The following is a 22,488-nucleotide window of genomic DNA, read 5'->3' as shown; positions in this document are numbered from 1 at the left end:
TATGGGATGGGTTCTCGCTTCGACTTCGCCAAGACGTAAAGCGCTTTTTGCTGAAGCAGCTTTTACAGAGCCAGATTTTACTTTTAGGCAAGTGGCACCAGATATTGATGAGTCGCACCACGATAATGAACCTGCTGCCGAGTTTGTTGTCCGTTTAGCTAAAGAAAAAGCCAGAGTGGGTTTGACCTTATGCAATGATGAGCCAGCTGTGAAAGTGTTGGGTTCAGATACTATTGTCGTTATGGGCGAGGAAATTTTAGGTAAGCCTGAAAACATTATCGATGCAAAGCGCATGTTAACCTTGTTATCGGGTCAAACTCATCAAGTTATGACGGCAGTAGCGGTGACCAACGGTGCAATAACGCTGACTCGTTTATGCCAGACTCGAGTGACATTTTGCGAGATATCAGCAGAGGCTATCGATGCGTATATCAACACCGAAGAACCTATGGATAAAGCCGGTGCATATGGCATACAAGGGCTAGGTGGTTGTTTCGTACAATCGATCAAGGGGAGTTATTCTGCCGTCGTAGGATTGCCGTTAGTAGAAACGCGCGAACTGCTCCATGAAATGAATCAAATTGAATTAACTTAATCTTTCGTTCGCCAACATGTGAATGTTACCACACCCATTTTTGCTGGTAATACATTATCCTTGAAGCGCGGCGTTAAACAGGTGGCTTATGCACACAAAAGCACAGCGCAAAAAAGGATCTGAATTACTGATTAACGTTACGCCAACAGAAGCCAGAGTTGCACTTGTTGAGCATGGCGTTTTACAAGAAGTTCATATAGAACGCCGAATGAAACGTGGCTTAGTTGGTAATATTTATAAAGGTAAAATCAGCCGAGTATTACCGGGTATGCAGGCCGCATTCGTTGATATCGGACTCGAAAAAGCTGCCTTTTTACACGCATCAGATATTGTGCCGCATACTGAATGTGTTGCCGATGTAGAAAAAGGCAATTTCGTGGTGCGTGATATTGCTGAGCTCGTGCGCCAAGGCCAAGACATTATGGTTCAAGTGGTTAAAGATCCCCTTGGCACCAAAGGTGCTCGTTTAACCACAGATATAACTCTTCCTTCTCGATATCTCGTCTTTATGCCAGGCTCAAGTCATGTTGGCGTGTCTCAACGTATTGAAGAAGAAACAGAACGTGCTCGCCTAAAGAAAATTACCGAACCCTATGTCGATGAAGATGGTGGCTTTATTATTCGCACCGCAGCGGAGGGAGTGGGTGATGATGAGTTAGCCCAAGATGCTGCATTTTTACGTCGTGTTTGGGCGAAAGTGAGCGAACGCCGTAAACGTAAAGGTGCCACTCTCCTGTATCAAGATTTAGCGCTTCAAGTGCGTATTATTCGAGACTTTGTCGGTGAGGAGCTTGATCATATTCAAGTCGACTCAAGACGTACTTTTGCAGAACTTCAAGGGTTTGCTCAAGAGTTCATGCCAGAAATCGCAGACAAAATTGAGCATTACGCTGGCCCTTCTCCTATTTTTGAACTGTACGATGTAGAAAATGAAATTCAGCGTGCATTAGGTCGTAAAGTAGAACTGAAGTCGGGTGGTTATTTGATTATCGATCAAACAGAGGCCATGACAACGGTTGATATTAATACTGGCGCTTTTGTTGGCCATAGAAACCTTGCCGAAACCATTTTTAATACCAATCTAGAAGCAACTCAAGCTATTGCTCGACAATTACGGCTGCGAAATTTAGGTGGCATCATCATTATCGATTTTATCGACATGATGAATGATGATCATAAAAAGCGGGTGTTAGACAGCTTAACAGCAGCGTTAGCAACCGATCGTGTTAAAACGAGTGTAAGTGGTTTTTCAGGCTTAGGCTTAGTTGAAATGACCCGTAAACGTACCCGTGAAAGTTTAGAGCATGTGGTGTGCGGTGAGTGCCCTGCGTGCCAAGGTACAGGCTCAATGAAAACGGTTGAAACGGTTTCATATGAGATATTCAGAGAGATTATTAGATTAAATCGAGCATACGCAGCAGATGAGTTTTTGCTGTACTGTTCACCGGCGGTATTCAAAAGTTTAAGTACTGAAGAAGGCCACTTATTAGCAGAATTAGAAGTGTATATTGGCAAACAGATCCGCCTGCAAAACGAGACTTTATATACTCAAAATAAGTATGACGTGGTGATGGTGTAGTGCCCAAAAGTAAAACCGTAAAAGTGTGTCGTTTTTTGTTCCAATTTGTAGCCGTAGTACTGGTACTATTTGCGCTAGCGGTGAGTCTCATCCGAGGATTAATACCTCAGCTTCCTGAAGCGCGATACGAAGTGGTGAATTACCTCAAAGAGCAATATCAGATTGAAGTTCAAGTGGGTAAACTCAGTGCCGAGTGGCAAGCGTTTGGACCTGCATTAACGGTTAATAATCTCGTTATTCCCCCACAGCCATCGCTACCTGTGACCTTAATCGCCAACAAAGTGCACTTAAAACTCGATTTTTGGCAAACATTACTCACTCTGTCCCCTAAAATTGAAACCGTAAAATTTGATGGTATCCATGTTGCGTTAAATGTAGATGAGCTTTCTAGTTCGAAAAGCGATGAGGATGCGAGTACCAATTTAGATTGGTTATATGCCTTGTTACTTGAGCAGCTTGAATATTTTTCTATCAGTGACGGTACGTTACAGTTGCTAAGTCATAGCCATGATTTTAGACCAATATTTATCAGTAATTTGATGTGGCATAACCAACCAGGCCTTCACCAAGCGAAAGGCTTTATGCATTTGGATTCAGAAGCGTCAGCAAGTGAATTATTGGCTCTCAGAATTGATGTCACTGGCGATGGTTACAAACCTGATGAATTAGTGGGTCAAATTTATCTCTCTGCTGAATCATTAGATCTAGGTGAGTGGGCTTCACGTCAACATGACCCTTTATTAAAATTAGATAGTATTGAATTTGAAGGTGTTGTAAATCTTAAAGCTTGGCTAGGTATAGAGCATCGAACTATCAATACAGGCTTGTTGATGTTCGAACCAAGCTGGTTGCAGTGGAATACATCTGATCAGCAAAATAATGAACAACTGCAAAAGTTTGCGATTAATGGCGGTGCGTTAAAGTGGCAACCAAATGACAATGGCTGGCAAGTTACAAGCCATGATTTAGACTTTTCGACCAATGGTGTTCCATGGCCTGAGCTTAATTTATCACTGAAAACTAACTACAGTGACTTATCGGTTAGCGTAAATGAAATTGCGCCTGAAGTGCTCACGCCATTGCTCCCTTTATTTCCTAAAATGGGAGAAAAGGGCGTGGCTCAATGGCAAGAGTTGTCACCAAGTGGCGTTATTGGGCCGCTGCAATTACTTAAAGAGTCAGGGAAACCATTCTTACTCAAAACCGAAATTAACCAACTCAAGTGGTCTGCTACAGAGGGAGTACCCGGTAGTGCCCCAATTGATTTACGCTTTTCTTGGGCCAATGGCTTAGTCAATGCTGAGTTCCCAGCACAAGATTATCAACTTGATTTTCAAGATGGGTTTGAAGCTCCGCTTGCGCTTAAAGGTGATGCATTTCAAGTTCAATATAACGTCGATAAGTCGCGCCTGATATTACCTCATGTTCACTTTAGCAATGCCGATATCGATCTCGCTGCATCAATGCAACTGGATTTATTAGAGCAAGCACACCTTGCCTTAAATGCTAACTTAGCCATCAATAATGTTGAACATGCGGGTCGTTATTTTCCGTTAGATGCGATGAGCGATAACTTGGTAGATTATCTAAATGGATCGCTTAAAAAAGGCCAAATTCCTGACGCTGAAATTGTCTGGCACGGTCAACTTAATCAGTTTCCATATCAAGATCATTCTGGCATCTTTCAAGCAGGTTTTAATTTAAATGATGGTGCATTTTTGTTTCAACCCGATTGGCCAGCAGTTGAAGCGTTAAGCCTTTATGCATTATTTGAAAATGCGGCAATGGATATTGTTGTTAACAAAGGGAAGTTATTGGATGTGGATGCCGACGGTGCACACGTTTATATTCCTTATATGGGTAAAGAAACGACCTTAAGAATTGAAGCTGAGGTTAGCGCAGATGCTGATGCTGCCAAAGCCGTTATTGATAATTCACCGCTTAAAACTTCAGTGGGCTCAACACTCAATGTTGTGCAAATCTCTGGTGACATTGTGAGTGATTTAGATTTAACCATTCCGCTTTATGATGGCGCGAAAGCGAACAATAAAGGCGTGATAACCTTCGATAATAATGCCGTATATATCACCTCTCCCGGGCTGCATTTAAACAGTGTGAGCGGCGCTGTCGAATTTATTAATGCTGAAGTGAGTGGTCAAGAAATCGCGGCAGATTTATTTGAGCAACCATTGCAGTTTAGTTTTGCAACAGAGCAAACGAATAGCGGTGATCTTGCTTTAAGCGTCGATTTGAACGGCCAATGGGACTTAGATAATTTACCGAATTACATTGATAATCCATTATCTGATTATTATTCAGGAAGCCTAGATTGGGATGGTGGGTTAACGATGATTTTTGATCCGCTTGGTTATCGTTTACAAGTACAATTAAATTCAGATCTCACAGGCACAGCATTGTCCTTACCAGCTCCTTTTACTAAAGCAGCCGACGAACCTAGAATGCTGCGTGCTGAATTAATTGGTGATAACAAGCAGTCTTCCTTAGGGATCAAGTTAGGCAAAGAAGCTGAGTTTTGGGGCGGGTTTAATGAGCAAAGTGGTGACTACCTCGCACATTATGATCTGTTACTCGGCCGTCATTTTAAACTGGGTGATAAGCTCGTTAAAAACCAAGGTCACATTCAAATTGACTTACCAGAAGCTGAGTTGACCACATGGCTACCTCTTATCAGTAAATTTACTGATAAAGTGACTTCCAGTATCGATGTTATCGTAGATAAAGAATCAATAGTCGTCAATGATGAAACTGCGCAAACTGCCCCTGATAATACTGCTAAAACGTCAAACATTGAGCCAATTGCTGAACTGGCTAATCAATCTTCTTCAGTAAACGTTGAATCAGAGCCAGTAGTTAACCTTACTGACCTTGATGACAAGGTGAGCTTTTTCCCGCCGTTAACCTTAATCAATGCCCAAATTGGTTCATTGAATATTTTAAGTCAAAACTTTGAGCAATTATCGTTTACAGCCAAGCCGCTTCAGCATGTATGGCGCTTCGATATTGAATCAGAGCAGATGGTGGGTAATATTGATTTTTATCCAAGTTGGCGCGAGCAAGGCCTTAAAATTGTTGCCAGTAAATTGCATTTAGCACCTAATGTGAAAGCGCCAGAAGATGCCGAATTTACCCCAGGCAATTTACTCGATAATTTACCGCCACTTGCAGTTGATGTAGATGATTTTGGTTTATATAAAACGCGTTTAGGCCACCTTGTGCTACAAGGAATACCGTATGAGAATGGCTACCGCTTCCAAACGTTGACCTTAACGAGGCCAATAGTCAGCCTGCAAGCCTCTGGAGATTGGACGTTCGCCGCAGGAAAAAGCATGACCACGTTTGATGTCAATGTAAAAGCCAGCAAGTTTGATGCGTTATCTGAAGCGTTAGGCATCAGTCCTGGTCTTAAAGATGCGCCTGTGGATATGGTGGGAGAGTTTTCATGGCAAGGTGCGCCGTATGAATTCTCATTAGAAACCTTAAACGGCAAATTACGCTTTGATTTGGGTAAAGGGTATTTATCTGAAGTGAGCGATAAAGGTGCTCGTATTTTCTCCTTGTTTAGTTTGGACTCGTTAGTGAGAAAACTCTCGTTAGACTTCTCTGATGTGTTTGGCAAGGGGTTATATTTCGACTCTTTTGGTGGCTCATTGGATATTGATAATGGCGTCGTAAAAACCACAGATACAGAAATGGATGCGATAGCAGGCAACATGAAAGTACGAGGCTATACTGACTTAACCACTCAAAGTTTGAATTACGATATTCGCTTTATTCCGCAATTAGCCTCGAGCGTCCCAACTGTAGTGCTATTAAGTACCAGCGCTTGGACATTAGGCTTAGGCGCCTTTGCACTCACAAAAGTATTGGAGCCAGTCATTGAAGTTATTTCTGAAATTCGTTTCAGATTAGGCGGTACAATGAATGATCCTTTGCTAGAAGAGTTAGAGCGTAAGAGTAAAGAAATCGAAATCCCTGAATCAATTTTACCTCGCGAAAAAGTGGAAACTGAGCCACAAAGCAATCTGCAAGGTGCTCAACAAGACCAATTGCAACAGGCGAGTGAGCGATTAGATGTCAATGACTCTGGCACTCAAACTGTAACTGAGATGACTGTACCAGACAGTTCCAATGTACCTGCAATCAGTATCGAGGCGGATAGCAGCAAAAACAGCGATAACATCATTATTAACAGCAATACTCAAACCGAGACTGATTCCGATAACGCTCCTAAAGGGGAGGGTAGCAGTCCGATATCATTTGTTGATTACCAGCAACGTCAAAGCCAAGGAGGCGCTAATGCAAGTCAACTTACTGCAATGTCAGAGCAGCAGGGATGTTCAAGCCAACTTAGCTTTTATCGACGAGCAGCTTAGTCAACTTCCAAGGCAAGAAAATCAGCCTCAGCTCGTTGTATTACCAGAATGTAGTTTGTTATTTGGTGGTCATGAACAGCAACAGTTATCAGTCGCTGGAGATGATAAAACCAGTGAGCTGAAACAGGCTTTAGCTGCATTGGCTAAACATCATCGAGTGTATATGGTGGCTGGAACCATTCCTATTTTAGCGAATGATGGACGGGTATATAGCCGAAGTTATTTATTTGATGATGCAGGTGATACCTTAGGCAGTTATGATAAGTTACACTTATTCGATGTCGACGTTGCCGACAGTACACGCTCATATCGTGAAAGTGATACTTTTTGTCCTGGCGATCGTATTAGTGTTATCGATACCCCGTTTGGTAAAGTGGGTTTAGCTATTTGTTATGACGTAAGATTTGCCGATTTATTCCGTGCTTTACGAGCTGCAGGTGCTGATATTATTGCTCTGCCATCAGCGTTTACTAAAGTGACAGGTGAAGCTCATTGGCAAGTGTTAGTGCAAGCTAGAGCGATTGAAAGTCAATGTTACATTCTGGCAGCTGATCAATGGGGCAAACATAATCAAGGCAGCCGAGAAACTTGGGGGCAGAGTATGATTGTTGATCCTTGGGGTCACATTGTCGCCGAACGAAAAACGGGAACAGGTTGGGTGCAAGGTCAGATAGACCGACAACAACTAAACGATATTAGACAACAAATTCCAGTCGTGGAGCACAACCGTTTTAATTTACCCGTGCTAACGACAGCACTTTAATCAAAGTATTAAAGTCAGAAAGATAAATGAAACATCGCTGTTGCGATTGATGAATTACATTTTTACAAGCCATAGGGCTTAAAGAGAGAATTAATGCCATTTCTAGCTCAAGTTGAACAAAGTTTATTACATGATGGGTTAACCCTTGATGGGCTACAGGATTACCTCAATATTATTCACCAACATAATATTGATTTTTCAGACTTATATTTTCAAGGTAGCCGCCATGAAACTTGGGCGTTAGAAGATGGCATCATTAAAGAAGGCAGTTTTCATATTGAACGTGGCGTAGGGGTTCGAGCCATAACGGGTGAAAAGACAGGCTTTGCTTATGCTGATGAAATTACTCCAGCAGCACTGCAATCAGCAGCTGAAGCTGCACGAGGTATCGCAACCGCTGGTCAGCAACATCAGGTGCATGCCTTTAAGCGTCACAATACTCACGCACTATACAAAAGTGACGATCCCATTGCAGCAATGGAAGAAGCGCCAAAAATCAACCTGCTTAAACAAACCGATGCATACATTCGCAGTCTAGATACACGTATTATCCAAGTCGTGGTTAGTTTATCAGGGGTGCATGAAGAAATTTTAGTTGCAGCCAGTGACGGTACGCTTGCTGCTGATATTAGACCTTTAGTTCGTTTCAACTGTAGCGTCATTCTTGAAGACAATGGTAAACGTGAGCGTGGCAGTGCTGGTGGTGGCGGTCGTCATGATTACAGTGTGTTTTTAGCGACAGATGAAGCTGGTTTACCTGTTTGCTTTGAGTTTGCTCGAGAAGCTGTACGTCAAGCGCAGGTGAATGTGAACGCCATTGATGCCCCAGCAGGTGAGATGCCCGTTGTCCTCGGTAATGGCTGGCCTGGTGTATTGTTACATGAAGCGGTAGGGCATGGCTTAGAAGGTGACTTTAACCGTAAAGGCAGTAGTGCATTTAGTGGCAAAGTGGGTCAGCAAGTGGCATCAGAGTTAGTGACGGTCGTGGATGACGGTACAATTGAAAATCGTCGTGGTTCATTGAGCATCGACGATGAAGGCGTGCCAACGCAAAAAACGACTTTGATTGAAAACGGTATCTTAAAAGGCTATATGCAAGATAAGTTAAACGCGCGCTTAATGGGACAAGCTACGACGGGTAACGGTCGCCGTGAGTCTTATGCTCATTTACCTATGCCACGTATGACAAACACTTATATGGAAGCGGGTACTTCGACGCCAGAAGAGATGATTAAGTCGGTTAAAAAAGGCATTTACGCTCCTAACTTTGGTGGCGGGCAAGTGGATATTACCTCGGGTAAATTTGTATTCTCAGCCTCCGAAGCGTATTTGATTGAAAATGGTGAAGTGACCGAAGCAATCAAAGGCGCCACATTAATTGGTAATGGACCTGAAGCCATGAGCCAAATCTCGATGGTCGGTAATGATCTTTCGTTAGATAAAGGTGTGGGTGTTTGCGGTAAGGATGGACAAAGTGTGCCTGTTGGTGTGGGTCAGCCTACATTGAAACTAGATAGCTTAACCGTTGGTGGAACGGCATAAACGGAAAAATAAAGGTGCTGTAATGGCACCTTTTTATTTTGTACTACACTCATTTAGAATATTTAAAATCAATCTCTTACGCTAGAAGTAAACAGTAAAACTAGTTATAATTCGCCAATTTAGAGTTATTGCTCTAACTAAAGGATGAGGTTCATGAGGCATTTAGCTGTTTTCAATATCAAAGTAAGACAAGTCTTGTCACTAGTACCCATTGGGGTATTTGTTATCACTGCTTCATTATCCCATGTGGTTAGCGCTGAATCGCTTTCGTTTGCTAATGCATGGAAACAGTTATTAACTGTCAGTGATAAATTAAAAGCCCAATCTCAAGAAGTCAGCCGTGCTGAAGCTGAAGAGCGAGCCGGTGAAGACATGAATTTGCCTTCATTAAATCTTGCTGGTAGCTATACCCGTCTTGAAAAGCCCATAGAATTAGATTTACGAGATCTGAATCCCATTGCTGCAATTGACCCAGGTGCGCTTCCTCCAGCACTGGGTGAAGCGTTAGCGGCTATTCCTGGCTCTTTATTTGTGACTCCTTTTACTGAGCAGGATATTTTCCGTGCTAGCTTACAAGCTATGTGGCCAATCTATACTGGCGGTAAAATTACCGCGGCTCAAGGTATTCATGCTGCTCATGTCGAAGAGAAAAAACATCAATATTCGCTTACCTCTAGAGACATGTTTAATCAGCTTGTTGATCGTTACTTTGCTGTGGCGGTAACAGAAACCTTAGTGGCAACGAATCAGCAATTAGTGGACTCATTAACGGAACATGAGTCTCACGCACAAAAACTAGAACGTGAAGGACAAATTGCAAAAGTTGAACGCTTAAATGCACAAGTGGCACTAGAAAATGCCAAAGTAAACCTTGGCAGTGCAAAGCGTCAGCATGAAATGGCTCAAATTGCTCTATCAAGAATGCTGCATTTACCTGAATCTGATCCTACTTCAGGGTTATTCAGTTTGCCTCAGTCGCCGTCATTACCTCGGTTAAGTCAGTTGACCTTAACGCAGCACCCAGCGCTCAAATTACTGGAAGCGAAAGAAGCGCAAGCCAATGGTCTCATTCAACTAGAGAAAGGTCGCTATCATCCAACAGTGTTTTTATATGGTAATTACACCTTATATGAAGACGATAGCTTGTTCTCACAAATTGAACCTGACTGGATGGTTGGAGTGGGGGTAAACGTGCCTATCTTTAGTCGTGATGGTCGCAGTGGCAAAGTTGAGGCTGCACAAAGTGCTTTATTGCAAGCTAAGTATACCAAGGCGCAAACCCAACAAGACCTGAGTTTGCTGCTTGATCAAAGTTATCGACAACTACAGCAGGCCGATGAAGAAGTAAAAGCATTGAATGCCTCATTAGCGTTAGCAACAGAGAACCTTCGCCTACGTGAACTGGCCTTTAATCAGGGGCTATCAACATCGATTGATCGAGTGGATGCTGAATTAAAATTAAGTGCAGTTAAAACTCAGCAGCTTGGGGCGCAATATCGTTTCGTGCAAGCTTACGCAAGGCTAATGACAATTAGTGGCCAATTAGATGAATTTATCGGACGCACCCAACTTCAGGAGAATCAAAATGCGGGCTAATCGAATTATTGCTGTTATCGCCAGTCTTATCCTGTTGGGGATATTGGGTTATGGCCTGAAACTAGCATTTGAGCCGAAAGAGAACCTGTTACAAGGGCAAATAGAGGCTCGTGAATACAATATCTCATCTAAAGTACCGGGTAGAGTTGAGCAAGTGATGGTGCGCCGAGGCGATAAAGTTGCAGTTGGTGATTTACTGTATGCGATTAATAGTCCTGAGTTAGATGCAAAGTTAATGCAAGCTGAAGGGGGGCGTGATGCTGCCAAAGCCATGCAACAAGAAGCGGATAACGGGGCACGTCAGCAACAAGTGACAGCGGCGAAAGAGCAATGGTTAAAAGCCAAAGCGGCAACCGATTTAATGGCAACCACCTATCAGCGAGTTGAAAATCTATTTGATGAAGGTGTTGTTGCCAGACAAAAGCGTGATGAAGCATTTACTCAGTGGAAAGCAGCGCAATATACCGAACAAGCAGCTTTAGCCATGTATCAGATGGCTGATGAAGGGGCGAGAGTAGAAACCAAAGCCGCTGCCGCTGGTAATGCTCGCATGGCAGAAGGTGCAGTGAAGGAAGTCAGTGCAATTTTAGCTGACAGTCAAATGCGATCGCCTAAAAATGCCGAAGTAAGCGAAGTCTTATTACAGGCTGGTGAGCTAGCACCGAGTGGTTTCCCTGTTGTCAGTTTAATTGATATTACTGATGCATGGGCTGTCATGCAAATACGTGAAGACCAATTGGCAGATTTCAAGCAAGGGCAAACGGTTGCCTTAACCATTCCTGCATTAAAGGTTACTGAGGACTTTACCATTGCTCATATTAGCGTGATGGGCAGTTTTGCGACTTGGCGATCCACTGAAAGTGGCCATGACTTTGATATGCGTACCTTTGAAGTTGAGTTACGCCCCAATCGCCCGATTGCAGATTTAAGAGTCGGCATGTCTGTGCTGTTAAGTGTCAATTAGCATCATTAGTTACAAACTGATTAAGGTGCTTCTTATGACTAAGGTGCGAAGATGCGGGTTTTACTAAAACAAGAATTGAAACGCTTATGGTGTTCACCCTGGCAACTGGCTTTGGTGACATATATTCCGCTAATCAGTATTTTGTGCTTGTGGTGGTTATTCAGTGCTGGGTTACCTCGGCAACTGCCTGTGGCTGTGGTTGATCAAGATAATAGCCAACTTACTCGAACCTTAACCCGTAATTTAGCCGCTAATGCCGTAATTAAGCCTATTACCTATACTCAGTTTGCTGATGCAAAGGCTGCGATGACTCAAGCAGAAGTTTACGCTGTGGTTGTGTTTCCGCATGAGTTTAAGCGTAAGTTGTTAACGGGTAGCAGTCCCACCGTCGATATTCGTTATAACAGTCAGTTTTTATTAGTCGGGAAACTATTATCGAGTCAGTTACAGCTGAGTGTAGGCGCTGGACTCATGGAAGTGGCTGGTATGAAGCAGCTTCTCAATGGTGCTAATCGTGCAACGGTTGCGGTCAACTTAAGTCCTGTCACCAGTCAAACCACGGCCTTGTTTAACCGTAACAACAATTACGTGGGATTTTTGGTTCCTCCCGTGTTAATCGCCTTATTGCAGCTTTTGGCAATGATGGTATTTGTAAACTCATTAAACGACAGCCTCATTCGTCAAGGCGAACAGTATTTATTACCAGCAAAGTTTTGGCGGCATGTTGGCGCTAAAGTGTTGTTTTATACCCCTGTAATGTTAGTGCATGGTGGCTTTATCTTAGCGTGGTTATACGGCGTGTTGCGTTTACCGATTGCGGGTAATCTATTGTTACTGATAGCAGCGCAAGCAATGATGTTTTTAGCATTGTGGACCTTGGTTATTTTGGTATTTTTATTGATGCGTGAACCAGCGAGAAGCGTCAGTTTTTGTACCGCTTTATTCGCCCCAGCTTTTGCATTTATGGGGATCACTTTTCCTGTCAATGATATGCCAGAGTTAGCGCAGTGGTGGCGTTTAATTATGCCTTCTAGTCATTATATCGACTCCCATGTCAGTATTATCAGCTATGGCGCTGGAGCGCTTCAGGTATTGCAGCAAAGTATTTCTTATGGCTACTTTATTATCGTTTTAGCGTTAGCTTGGGGGTTACATCGTGTTATTTGGAATAAGCAAATTGCGCTGATTACAAGGTCAAAAGGTGAAGCTGTAGGGGTCAAATCATGAGCTGGTTGCAACTGCTATTTGTAGAGCTAAAAGCCATTTTAGCGGATAAAGCCATAGTCGTGACCATGTTTGGTGGCGTGCTGTTTTACTCGGTGCTTTATCCTCTCCCTTATCTGAACCAAGTTCCGACTCAACAACAAGTGGTTGTGGTTGATCACGATAACTCTTCATTAAGTCGCCAGTTGCTTAGACATGCAGATGCTTCTCCCAAAATTACTATCGTTGCTCAGGTGGGCAGTATTGATATTGCACAGCAATGGATATCAGAGTCGAAAGCCCATGGTTTATTAGTCATTCCAGAAGGGTTTAGGCGTAATTTATTACTCGGTAAAGGAGCCACCTTAAGTTACGGTGGCGATGCGAGCTATTTTTTAATTTATTCAGCGGTTGCTGAAGGATTAATTAGTGCAGGCATGGATGCGGGTCGGCAAATTCAGTTAGTGGGGTTGTTAGCACGAGGAGAAAACCCGCAGCAAGCTGAGCAAAGTTTACATTCAGTCAATATTAATAGCGTCCCTGCATTTAATCCCAGTTTAGGTTACACCCCGTATGTGGTGCCTGGATTGTTTTTACTAATTTTGCACCAAACGTTATTGATTGGTACAGGGATTTTAGGGGCAGGACAATGGCGCAAAAAGGGCTATTGGAATCACGTTTCACCTATGGCATTAATTGGTGCACGTCTGACTGTTTTTAGCGCCATTTATGCTTTGTTTGCGAGCTTTTATCTAGGTTATTGCTTTTATTGGTACGATGTCAGTGTGCAAGCGACTTTAACTGAGGTGGCCTTATTGATGGTGCCGTTTATTTTATCCACTGCGGCATGTGGCATTGCGTTAAGTAGTCTATTTGTAAGGCGAGAGTTACCGACACAAGTCTTGCTGTTAGTGTCGATGCCCATTTTATTTGTGTCTGGCTTTGTGTGGCCTATCGCATTAATTCCTGATCTTTTGGTGCAATTATCCCAAGTGATTCCTGCCGTACCAGCTATTATGGCTATGTTAGAGTTAAGTCAAATGGGCGCAGGTTGGACGAGTGTATTACCTTTATGGATACATATGTGGACCCTGTTTGTGCTATTTCTGTTATTGGCTTTTATTGGTGTGAAGCAACGGCTGAAAACGGAGAATGGTTAAGTAAAAAAATAGGCATTAAAGTGTCCACTTAATGCCTATTGGTTCCACATTTACTGGTTGTCGACAGAGAAAGCTTTGCTGTCGCTGTTGGTCATCTTCCAAATTATAAGGTCCCCGTTTCTAGGCTATTAAGTGCAGCCTCTAAACGAGTCAGATTTTGCTTATAAATCGGGTCTTTAGTCGCTTTTGCGGCTTGTCTAAAGTCTTCTAAAGCACCAATGTTATCATTTGCCAGCACTTTCATTACGCCTCGGTTATTGAAGGCATATGCGCGCATTCTCATCGACGGTAATGTTTCTTCATTGACTGCCATTCTAACTGCATCACTACACGCTTTTTCAGCAACATCAAATTGAGATAACTTAGTATATCCCACGCATAAGTTGAGGTTACGAGTATAGGTATCAATGGCTGAGTGCTTTGCTGATTTCGTTAACTCAATGCCTTCAATTAAGTCGCCTGATTGAATAGCATCTACGCCAGGTGTGTCTTCAATAAGCACCATTTTATAACGACTATTTTCAGCGGCATCAGCCATAACCATGGGTGAGCTTGCAAGTAATAAGCTTGCTGCGATAAGAGTAGGTAATGTTTTCATTGTGTATTCCTTTGTAGGTAGTAGCGGGTTGCTACGTGGCTAATTTAGGGAATATCTGCTTGGCTGACAAACGAGAAAATTCATTGTGATAGATGAGATTTTTTCACTTATTAGCCGCGCGAGTCTGATTATTGTTGGCCAAAGCGAGCAACCGTCCAATCTATTAATTGCTGGACCTCCATTCTTGCTTCACTTTGCCCGTGTTGCAGTAAGTAGTATTTATCATGGCTATTTAAGGCTTCATTAAAGAGTGCTACTAAACTGCCATTTTCAAACCATGCTTTACTGATAGGCATTGGGATAAGTGCGATGCCAATACCTTGCTCTGCTGCGCGAGCAACGCTAAACATACTGTCCAGTTGAATCACTTGTTTTGGCGAAAAATGCGGTAAGTTAACTGATTCAGCCCATTGTTCCCATGAATGAGGTCTTGCTTGGTGAACAATTAATGGGACTTTAGATATCACCGATAGTCCTTGAGAATGCAACTGCTGAAATTGGTGAGGGTTGCAGGCTGGGATGTACTTGAGCGGAAATAATTCATGACTATGCTGATCTTGTTGTTTAGAACCTGACAGAACAATTGATAGGTCGGTTTGCCCAGTTTGTGCCGCCCTAGTTTTTACTGTGTCTAATTTCAAATTTATCTGCGGGTATTCTTGAGACCAGCCGATAAGTTGAGGGACAAATAATTCACTGGCAAAAAACTCTGGCATCGAAATGCTTACCTCTAAAGTGGTATTTGTTTGTGCGAATTGGTTTACGGTTTCTGAAAGTTTTACCATGATAGGTGCAACTTGCTGATAAAACTGCTTACCCGCATCTGTGAGCTTGATTGCCCGCGTTTGGCGTATAAAAAGAGGTTGTTGCAGGTTTTGCTCTAATTGCTTGATTTGATGGCTCACTGCTGAAGGCGTGAGGAATAATTGATTTGCCGTTTCTTTAAAGCTAAGGCATTCGGCTGCAATACAAAAACAACGTAGTCCTCTAAGGGACGTATGCAGTGGTAACATGATGGACTCGTATAATGAAAGCAAGAAATAAGCAATTGCCAAGCCAAGTCGCTTGAGTGCTTTAGCTGCCTTTATTCAGTGTGTTAAGGGCTTATAAGTCTAGTTCAGTGCACCAGTATAGTGCAGCCGAACTAGCCTACAATGCATTGTAAAGTTTGGGTTCGTTATTACAGCTTATGGTGATGTTTTAGAAATACAGGTTTTCAACAGGCTTGTTGTTTACAAGCATTTCGCACTTGTCGCCTGTGCTTGATTTTGAAGATTGAATGATTCCAGCAACGGCACCAAATGCACCACCTTGATCACCTAATACCGAACCAAAATAGCATTTACCTTCGATTTTTAAATCTCGATACTTACTCTTTAGGTTTTGAGTTGGTGTGTATGGTGGAAAGCGACCTTTCATTAGCGGATCGCCATTAACTGACAGTTCAAGTTTATTTTTTTCAGTATCATAGATACCTGAGAAGACCAAAGTTTGCCCTTCAAATTCAACAGTTTTCTCTTGAGCAACGATAGGTTGAGTTGATGCACATGCAGTGAGTAAAGCGCAGCCAGCAAGTGTGGCTAAAATAGCGGTAGTACGCATTTAAATATCCTTTTAAGCGGTTTTTTAGATTTAATTTTGAGTATTAAACCGTAAGAAAACGAACCCTGTTTTCCCAATTGCGAAAGAGTATATCCTAGTTTTATGATATTTCAATAATAAGAAGCTCGCCGAGGCGAGCTTCTAGATAGTGGGTGATTTACGGGTTAAGCTTGATGACACTAGCTTATGGCACAAGGCATTAGCCCTGTTAAACCATTAACCTATTATCAGATATCACTGCACAGTGACACTTAGGTCCGTTTTCGTAATCAAGCCACCTGGGGTTGTTACTGTTAATGTAATAGAGTCTTGACCCACTTCATCAGCAGCTGTGTAGGTAAACTTAGTGGCAACTTCATCACAGGCATGGCTTGCATCATTAGCTGCGAAGCTATAACACGTCGTGTTAGGAACGGTATAACCCTCGAAGTTGATTGTTCCGTTTATGGCAGTCACCGTTAATGTCGATCCTGCTGGCATGACCTGTCTGGCACTGTCATATAGCTCCACTAATACTGTCTGCATTGCTTCAGGTGCCAAGACTAAATTAGTCACTGGATTTCTATCCACGTCGGTAGCGATAATATTAGCGGCTGAACCTGACATGGTCAGTACAGTGGCTGCACGAATGTAAGTTTTGTTCGCTTGGCCTTCACCACAAAGACTGCCTTCGCATTGTGGTCCATTGAATTTACCATCTGGGCCAGAGTAACTGGTATTGCCTTCAGCATTGAAAAACGGTTTGCCAGAAACATAAACACCGACTTCATCATCATCTCTAAAGGCATCACCTAAATCGCTAAAGCCACTTTGATGATAGGTTTCCCTGTCCATGCCATTACCAGTACAAGCGATAGGAGCACCTGCGCTATCTAAACAAGCATTAGCTATGGCTGTTCCATCAGCATCATCAAAGATGTTATTGCCGTTAGTATCAAAGAAAGTTTCATGTCCTAACGCGTAAGCGAGCACAGTTACACGATGATCAGCTGGTCGTGGATCGGCTGATGTCCATATCACAGAACAAGTCCCATTAACCGTTGAGCATGAAGGCTGGATTTGGCCACCTTCAGTTGTGAAGTTGACCGTAGTGTCATCAGGTGCTGGGTTACCAAAGCTGTCTGATGCAAATACTGTTATGGTGACTTCTTCACCGTTATTGTTTCCCGCCTCTGGGTTAAATAACGAAGGAGAAATGCTAAAGCCTAATTGCTGAGGTAAACCGGTATTCACGGTTAGTTGCTCAGACTGCGTTGTGATGACATCACCCGTATCGCTGTCGGTTGCAGAGGCAAGCACGCGCACAGGGGTAGGGATAGTGCCAGACTGAACAGTCACGGTAACTAACCCCTCACTATTGCTGGTTGCTTCACTGGTAATCTCACCATTTGAAAAGCTTAGCCCACCCACAATGGTATCCAAGCTGAAGTCAACAGATTGCTGGGCAGCAGGCTGACCGCTGGCACTACTTATTAAAAATGTCACTAATGACGTTTCTGTTGAGCCAGTTCCGCCTGCGCCTTTAATACGAATTTGTGTAGGTTCGGCAGATATAAAGCTTAGGCTACCAAGCGTTTGGCGTTCTAAGGAAAAATCAAATGTTGCACTAAAAGTTTCGCTACCAACAACCGCTGAAGCCACAATTTGCTCACTACGAACACTATTGCCGCTGCAGCTTGTATCTTGGTATGTTGAACTTGCACGCCCAGCAGAAGTGGTCACAGGAGAGTCTATACTGGCATCAGTACTGGCGACACAATCAGAGGTGAATGAAATGCTGGTTGGGGTTTGTAAAGGAGCAAAGCTGCCGTTATCGGCTTCTACAATAATATCAGCTATCACGCCAAAGCTTGCGCCCGCACCAATAACGTAATCGCCGTCAGTATCTGCAATTAATGTTGAGCCTAACTGATTTTCGTGGAAAGTATTACTGTCATCAATATAACCAAACTTGAGCGTACCATCAGGTATCACTTCATCACCGGCAAGTACTTCATATGCACTGGTGCCTGATACAGTTTCACCATTAAATTCAGTACTGGCTACTAAGGTGTAGGCACCTAGCTCTTCAGTCGATGCAGTATAGCTTATTGTCGCCACACCTTCGGCTGATGTGAGTGCTGTGTTTGGAGATAAACTCGCATTACCTGCTTGGAATGTTACTAGCTGATTGACGATGGGTTGGTTAGTGCCGTCGAGCACATTGGCCGTTAAGATAACCGCATCATCAATTTTGAAACTGGTTACCGTTTGACCTGCTTGAGTAATGCTAGAAGCCACAGAAATGGTGTCAGGTGTCGGGACTGTATTGGTGTCTTCGAATTGATAATTACGGGTTGCCGTAACGCTATCTGCATCAGTTGGTGTATGGCTGACTAAAAGGCTGCCAGCACCGACATCGCCACTTGAACTAATAAAAACGCTTGCTAAGCCATCGCTGTCAGTGAGCTTACTATCAGCACTTGCTTCACCAAAGTCAGGTGAAAAGTTGATAATCGCACCACTAACATCACTATTAGAGAGTGTTAAATGGGCTACTGCACAAAAACTTTCGTTGATATCAAAAGTGAGTGAGTCGGTGGCTGCATCACATTGTCCGTTTACTACCGTTTGGTAGCTAACACTAATGCTATAACTGCCGTCTTCTCCTCCGTTATCACCATTGTCATCTGAAGGGCCATTACAACCGATGAGAAAACCAAGTGAAGCGATTGATAAAGGTAGTGCGTATTTTATTTTTTTTAGTAGCATCAGCAACATCCCTGTATGAGTATATTTAGTCTGCTAAACCAGCGCGTAAGTATTTGAATAGTTCTTTGTGAGATTTTGATTCTGCATCAGGACTCTTAGTGAGTTCTTTATTTGCTTGGCGAATCAGTTGACGTAACTTTTGACGTTCAAATGTAGGGTTGTCAGCCAATAACGCTTCTACTTCCTCATTTGGATTTTCAAGTAAACGAGCACGTAACTTCTCAATAATTTGTACTTGAGCAGTTTCATTGTTGTTTTTATTCAATACGTTATCAAGTGCTGTAATAATTGGTTCGTGATCGAACCCGCGCATAAGTTTACCGATGTACTGAAGGTGACGACGGTAAGCTTCTGTTTTAGGTTTGATGCTTTTTGTTTTTAGTACAGCATCATATAAAAATTCGTCTAAACCAACTTTGTCTAGCTGTGATTTACTTAGGGCAATAAGTCGCATGCCAAGCGCTTGAGCTTCCTCACTTTCTTTTTTGAACTCTGTTCTGCTGACGTAATCATCGTCATTGTCATATGGCTGATGGAAGTGGTCGGAATCGCCAACAATTTTCATAGTAAATAACCTCTAATAAATATCCGTGAATAATAACACTTCAAGGGGCATTGCGGCCACTGAATAACGGCTAAGTCGTCAATTTTGCGTAAATCTATTTGTGTTCATTAAGTGATAATTCAACATGATAACTAAAGGTTAGTTTATTTAAGGCAATTTGTGCGCTTAAATCCTTGTTTTGATGGTTATCAATACAGTTTTGAATTTGATATGCTAGTGCCAACAATGGAAACTGAAGAGTAAGTGTGTGTCTACCAATAAAATTGATACTGAATTAGCGGCGCTAAAAGATGCCGTTGCTGTTGCATTAGAGCATGCTAAAAAATTAGGCACCAGTGCTGCAGAAGTGGCGATAAGTAAGCAGCAAGGCTTATCGGTTTCAACCCGTGAAAAGGAAGTTGAAACGGTTGAATTTAATAAAGATGGCGCACTAGGTATTACGGTTTATCGTGATGGCTGTAAAGGCAGTTCATCCACGTCAGATTTAAGTCCTGAAGCGATTGCTGTCGCCGTTAAGGCCGCTGATGATATCGCAAAGTACACTTCATCTGATCCATTTAGCGGGCTTGCTGATAAAGCGCTTATGGCAGAAACCATTCGTGATTTAGACTTATACCATCCGCAAGACATTTCACCTGATGAGTTAGCACAGCTTGCTATACGTGCCGAAGAAGCCAGTTTGTCAGTTGATGAACAAGTGAAACATTCTGACGGCGCAACTGCTAACGCTCATACTGCAGCAAAGGTTTACGGGAATAGTCATGGCTTTTTAAACGGCTATTGTAGCTCTCGCTATAGTTTAAGTTGTGTCGTTATTGGTGAAGAAGCCGATGGCAATATGCAACGTGATTACGATTACACCATTGCCCGTAAATATAATGAGTTAATGACACCCGAGTCGGTTGGTTTATTGGCTGCAAATAAGACATTAAATCGCTTAAATGCACGTAAGATCCCTACGGCACACTTGCCTGTATTGTTTTCTCCAGAAATTGCGACAGGACTCATAGGGCATTTAGTGGGGGCTATTAGTGGTAGTAGCTTGTATCGTAAATCAAGCTTTTTACAAGACTCAATTCATACCCAACTATTTCCTGAATGGTTTAGTATTGAAGAAAACCCGCATTTGATTGGTGCACTTGCTAGTGCTAACTATGATAGTGAAGGGGTGGCGACACAACAGCGTCAGATCATTGATCGTGGCCAATTAGAAACGTATCTCTTAACTAGCTATTCTGCACGTAAACTTGGCTTAACTAATACGGGTCACGCTGGTGGCATTTATAACTGGACATTAAGTCATACAGGCCAAACCTTTGATGAGCTCATTAAGCAAATGGGCACAGGGTTAATTGTGACGGAAGTGATGGGACAAGGCGTGAATATGGTCACAGGTGATTATTCACGTGGTGCTGCTGGATTTTATGTTGAAAACGGCGAGATTCAATTCCCAGTCGAAGAAATTACCATTGCAGGTAATTTAAAAGATATGTTTATGGGAATTCAAGCTGTCGCGAAAGATCAAGATTTACGCTCTTCTATTCGCACTGGCGGTATTTTATTAAGTGATATGAAAATCGCTGGTAGTTAAGCCAATTGTTGACTTAACCCATTAAAGCACTGCTTAGGCGGTGCTTTTTTATATCTTTAAAATAGTTGAGTTCCCCGAATAAATAGCCATTTACGCAGGCTTTATCTTCTTTACACTTCTTTACGGTCAATTACATCCGTGCTCTGTCCTATCTCCTGAGAATGTAATTAAACAGTTAATGGAGTGAGTATGTTTAACAAAAATGTATGTGGTTTGATGATGGTTTGCTTGGGAAGTGTTTCATTAGCAGCATGTGATTCGATTGATGGCAGCAGTGATGATGATTCGGATTCTGTTGCGTACGTACAATTTTATAATGCCTCAGCGGATAGCACAGCAACATCATTAGTTTTAGATGACTACCAATACACAGACGTTGAATTTGGTGATGCAATGCCACGTTACGGATATGATACGGGTAGTGTTGATATGGAAATCTATGGTCTAGATGAATATGAGGATACTGTCAGTATTTATAGCCAGACGATCAGTTTGAGTAATGAGGCAAATCACTTATATGTGCTTTACGGTGATTATGTTTCATCTGAGTTATTAGATATCGAATATGATCGCAGTGATATGGATGATATCAATGATGACGAGGATAGTGACGACAGTAAAATGCAGGTATTGGTTGCCAATGTAACCAGTGAAGATAACGCTTATGACGCCTATATCTCGCTTGATAGTGACAGTTATCAAGATGCCACTATGATAGGCAGTATCAACTACGGTGGTTATACTTCAGAGCTGATGCTAAATACCGATGAATACATCATTTACCTGACAGAGCAGGGCACTGATAACGTGGTTTATACCACTGATAGCATGAGCTTAACCAGTGAAACGGTTTATAAGTTTGTTCTAAGAAATAGTTTTGGCTCTGGCGATTTAAAAATCACTTTGGACAGTGTTGATTCAACATCAACCCCTGTGACTTACACCAATATTGATTCAACGGCCGACTTTAGAGTGTTCAATGGTTTAGAAGATACCACGTTAGATATTGATGTCGTAAGTAAGTTAGAGTCCCACTATTTGAAAGACATTACGCCATTTACTACCAGTGAGTATTCGCAAACAGGGTTTAATGATTATGGTGTGACGGTAACCAATGCGGAGACTAGCGAAGTCATTTTAGACAATGTACTTGTGACGTTTAACCAAGACGACATCCGCACTTTATTGTTGTATCGAGATGATACCGTCAAAGGCATGGTGATAGAGCATGACCTTCGTCCAAGAGCTTATGAATATAATGTTGATGTCGCTAACCTATCTCAAGATTACGATGATGTGATTGTGTACTTTGTCAGCAGCACTGAAACCATTGAGTCAGCACAATACACCATTGAAAACCTCGATTTTGAAGAGCAAGATAGCTTGGTTATGCCGCAAGATGACTATGAAATAAATGTCGTATATGAATCTGATAACGGCACACAGACCTTGCTATATCAGTCTGATTTAATCAGTTTTGATGGTGACACGAATTACAGCTTTGTACTTACCCAAGATAGCCAAAGTCAGTTTGGCTATACATTACACCAATTGTAATCTTTCGTAGAGTGCCAATAACATTACT

General features: G+C 42.5%; 16 protein-coding genes. 11 read left to right on the top strand and 5 right to left on the bottom strand.

All coding sequences use genetic code 11. The features are described 5' to 3' along the window. Position 1: 1 nt before the first annotated feature. The 9 genes from J8L86_RS13210 to J8L86_RS13170 all read left to right on the top strand — a co-directional run bounded on the left by J8L86_RS13210 (position 2) and on the right by J8L86_RS13170 (position 13,796). Positions 2–595 carry a Maf family protein gene (locus J8L86_RS13210; RefSeq protein WP_211030758.1) on the top strand — a complete coding sequence of 198 codons (594 nt, stop codon included), beginning with the start codon at positions 2–4 and terminating at the stop codon, positions 593–595. Positions 596–683: 88 nt separating this feature from the next. Continuing rightward, positions 684–2,174, top strand: coding sequence for a ribonuclease G (gene rng / locus J8L86_RS13205; RefSeq protein ID WP_055022904.1), 1,491 nt, complete (start codon positions 684–686; stop codon positions 2,172–2,174). Then, entirely contained in the window at positions 2,174–6,568 is a 4,395-nt protein-coding gene (locus tag J8L86_RS13200) for a YhdP family protein (protein ID WP_211030756.1), read from the top strand. Before rng ends, J8L86_RS13200 begins: the two co-directional genes overlap by 1 nt. After that, a complete protein-coding gene (locus J8L86_RS13195) occupies positions 6,492–7,331 on the top strand; it encodes a carbon-nitrogen hydrolase family protein (RefSeq protein ID WP_065109640.1) in 840 nt (279 codons plus the stop codon). Before J8L86_RS13200 ends, J8L86_RS13195 begins: the two co-directional genes overlap by 77 nt. 93 nt (positions 7,332–7,424) lie before the next feature. Beyond that, positions 7,425–8,873, top strand: a complete 1,449-nt coding sequence (gene tldD, locus J8L86_RS13190; protein WP_065109641.1) for a metalloprotease TldD — start codon at positions 7,425–7,427, stop codon at positions 8,871–8,873. A 153-nt stretch (positions 8,874–9,026) separates the two neighbouring features. Then, on the top strand, positions 9,027–10,469 hold the full coding sequence (locus J8L86_RS13185; RefSeq protein WP_144430117.1) for a TolC family protein: 1,443 nt from the start codon (positions 9,027–9,029) through the stop codon (positions 10,467–10,469). After that, positions 10,459–11,433: a biotin/lipoyl-binding protein gene (locus J8L86_RS13180; RefSeq protein ID WP_211030753.1), complete on the top strand. Its 975-nt coding sequence runs from the start codon at positions 10,459–10,461 to the stop codon at positions 11,431–11,433. Before J8L86_RS13185 ends, J8L86_RS13180 begins: the two co-directional genes overlap by 11 nt. A gap of 51 nt (positions 11,434–11,484) precedes the next feature. Further along, positions 11,485–12,660, top strand: coding sequence for an ABC transporter permease (locus J8L86_RS13175; RefSeq protein WP_211030752.1), 1,176 nt, complete (start codon positions 11,485–11,487; stop codon positions 12,658–12,660). Next, on the top strand, positions 12,657–13,796 hold the full coding sequence (locus J8L86_RS13170) for an ABC transporter permease (RefSeq protein ID WP_055022898.1): 1,140 nt from the start codon (positions 12,657–12,659) through the stop codon (positions 13,794–13,796). The genes J8L86_RS13175 and J8L86_RS13170 overlap by 4 nt, the downstream gene beginning before the upstream one ends. 103 nt (positions 13,797–13,899) lie before the next feature. On the opposite strand, the gene J8L86_RS13165 is transcribed toward J8L86_RS13170, so the two are convergent. From J8L86_RS13165 to yjgA, 5 genes are all read right to left on the bottom strand, one after another. Next, a complete protein-coding gene (locus J8L86_RS13165; protein WP_055022897.1) occupies positions 13,900–14,394 on the bottom strand; it encodes a hypothetical protein in 495 nt (164 codons plus the stop codon). Between the two features lie 128 nt (positions 14,395–14,522). Next, a complete protein-coding gene (locus J8L86_RS13160) occupies positions 14,523–15,407 on the bottom strand; it encodes a LysR substrate-binding domain-containing protein (RefSeq protein ID WP_065109646.1) in 885 nt (294 codons plus the stop codon). 187 nt (positions 15,408–15,594) lie between these two features. After that, the gene (locus J8L86_RS13155) at positions 15,595–15,996 is read right to left on the bottom strand and encodes a hypothetical protein (RefSeq protein WP_055022895.1); all 402 of its coding nucleotides are present in this window, start codon (positions 15,994–15,996) and stop codon (positions 15,595–15,597) included. Positions 15,997–16,230: 234 nt separating this feature from the next. Beyond that, positions 16,231–18,747: an Ig-like domain-containing protein gene (locus tag J8L86_RS13150; protein WP_211030750.1), complete on the bottom strand. Its 2,517-nt coding sequence runs from the start codon at positions 18,745–18,747 to the stop codon at positions 16,231–16,233. Positions 18,748–18,772: 25 nt separating this feature from the next. Beyond that, a complete protein-coding gene (gene yjgA / locus J8L86_RS13145; RefSeq protein ID WP_065109648.1) occupies positions 18,773–19,312 on the bottom strand; it encodes a ribosome biogenesis factor YjgA in 540 nt (179 codons plus the stop codon). 247 nt (positions 19,313–19,559) lie between these two features. On the opposite strand from yjgA, the gene pmbA reads away from it, so the two are divergent. Then, on the top strand, positions 19,560–20,903 hold the full coding sequence (pmbA, locus tag J8L86_RS13140) for a metalloprotease PmbA (protein WP_211030748.1): 1,344 nt from the start codon (positions 19,560–19,562) through the stop codon (positions 20,901–20,903). A 189-nt stretch (positions 20,904–21,092) separates the two neighbouring features. Beyond that, positions 21,093–22,460 carry a hypothetical protein gene (locus J8L86_RS13135; RefSeq protein WP_211030746.1) on the top strand — a complete coding sequence of 456 codons (1,368 nt, stop codon included), beginning with the start codon at positions 21,093–21,095 and terminating at the stop codon, positions 22,458–22,460. Positions 22,461–22,488: the final 28 nt, after the last annotated feature.

Origin of the sequence: Shewanella sp. MMG014 (assembly GCF_018100775.1) — a bacterium.
Taxonomy (GTDB): domain Bacteria; phylum Pseudomonadota; class Gammaproteobacteria; order Enterobacterales; family Shewanellaceae; genus Shewanella; species Shewanella japonica.
The sequence above is the reverse complement of the archived record's forward strand: the minus strand, read 5'-3'. Positions and strand labels throughout refer to the sequence as shown.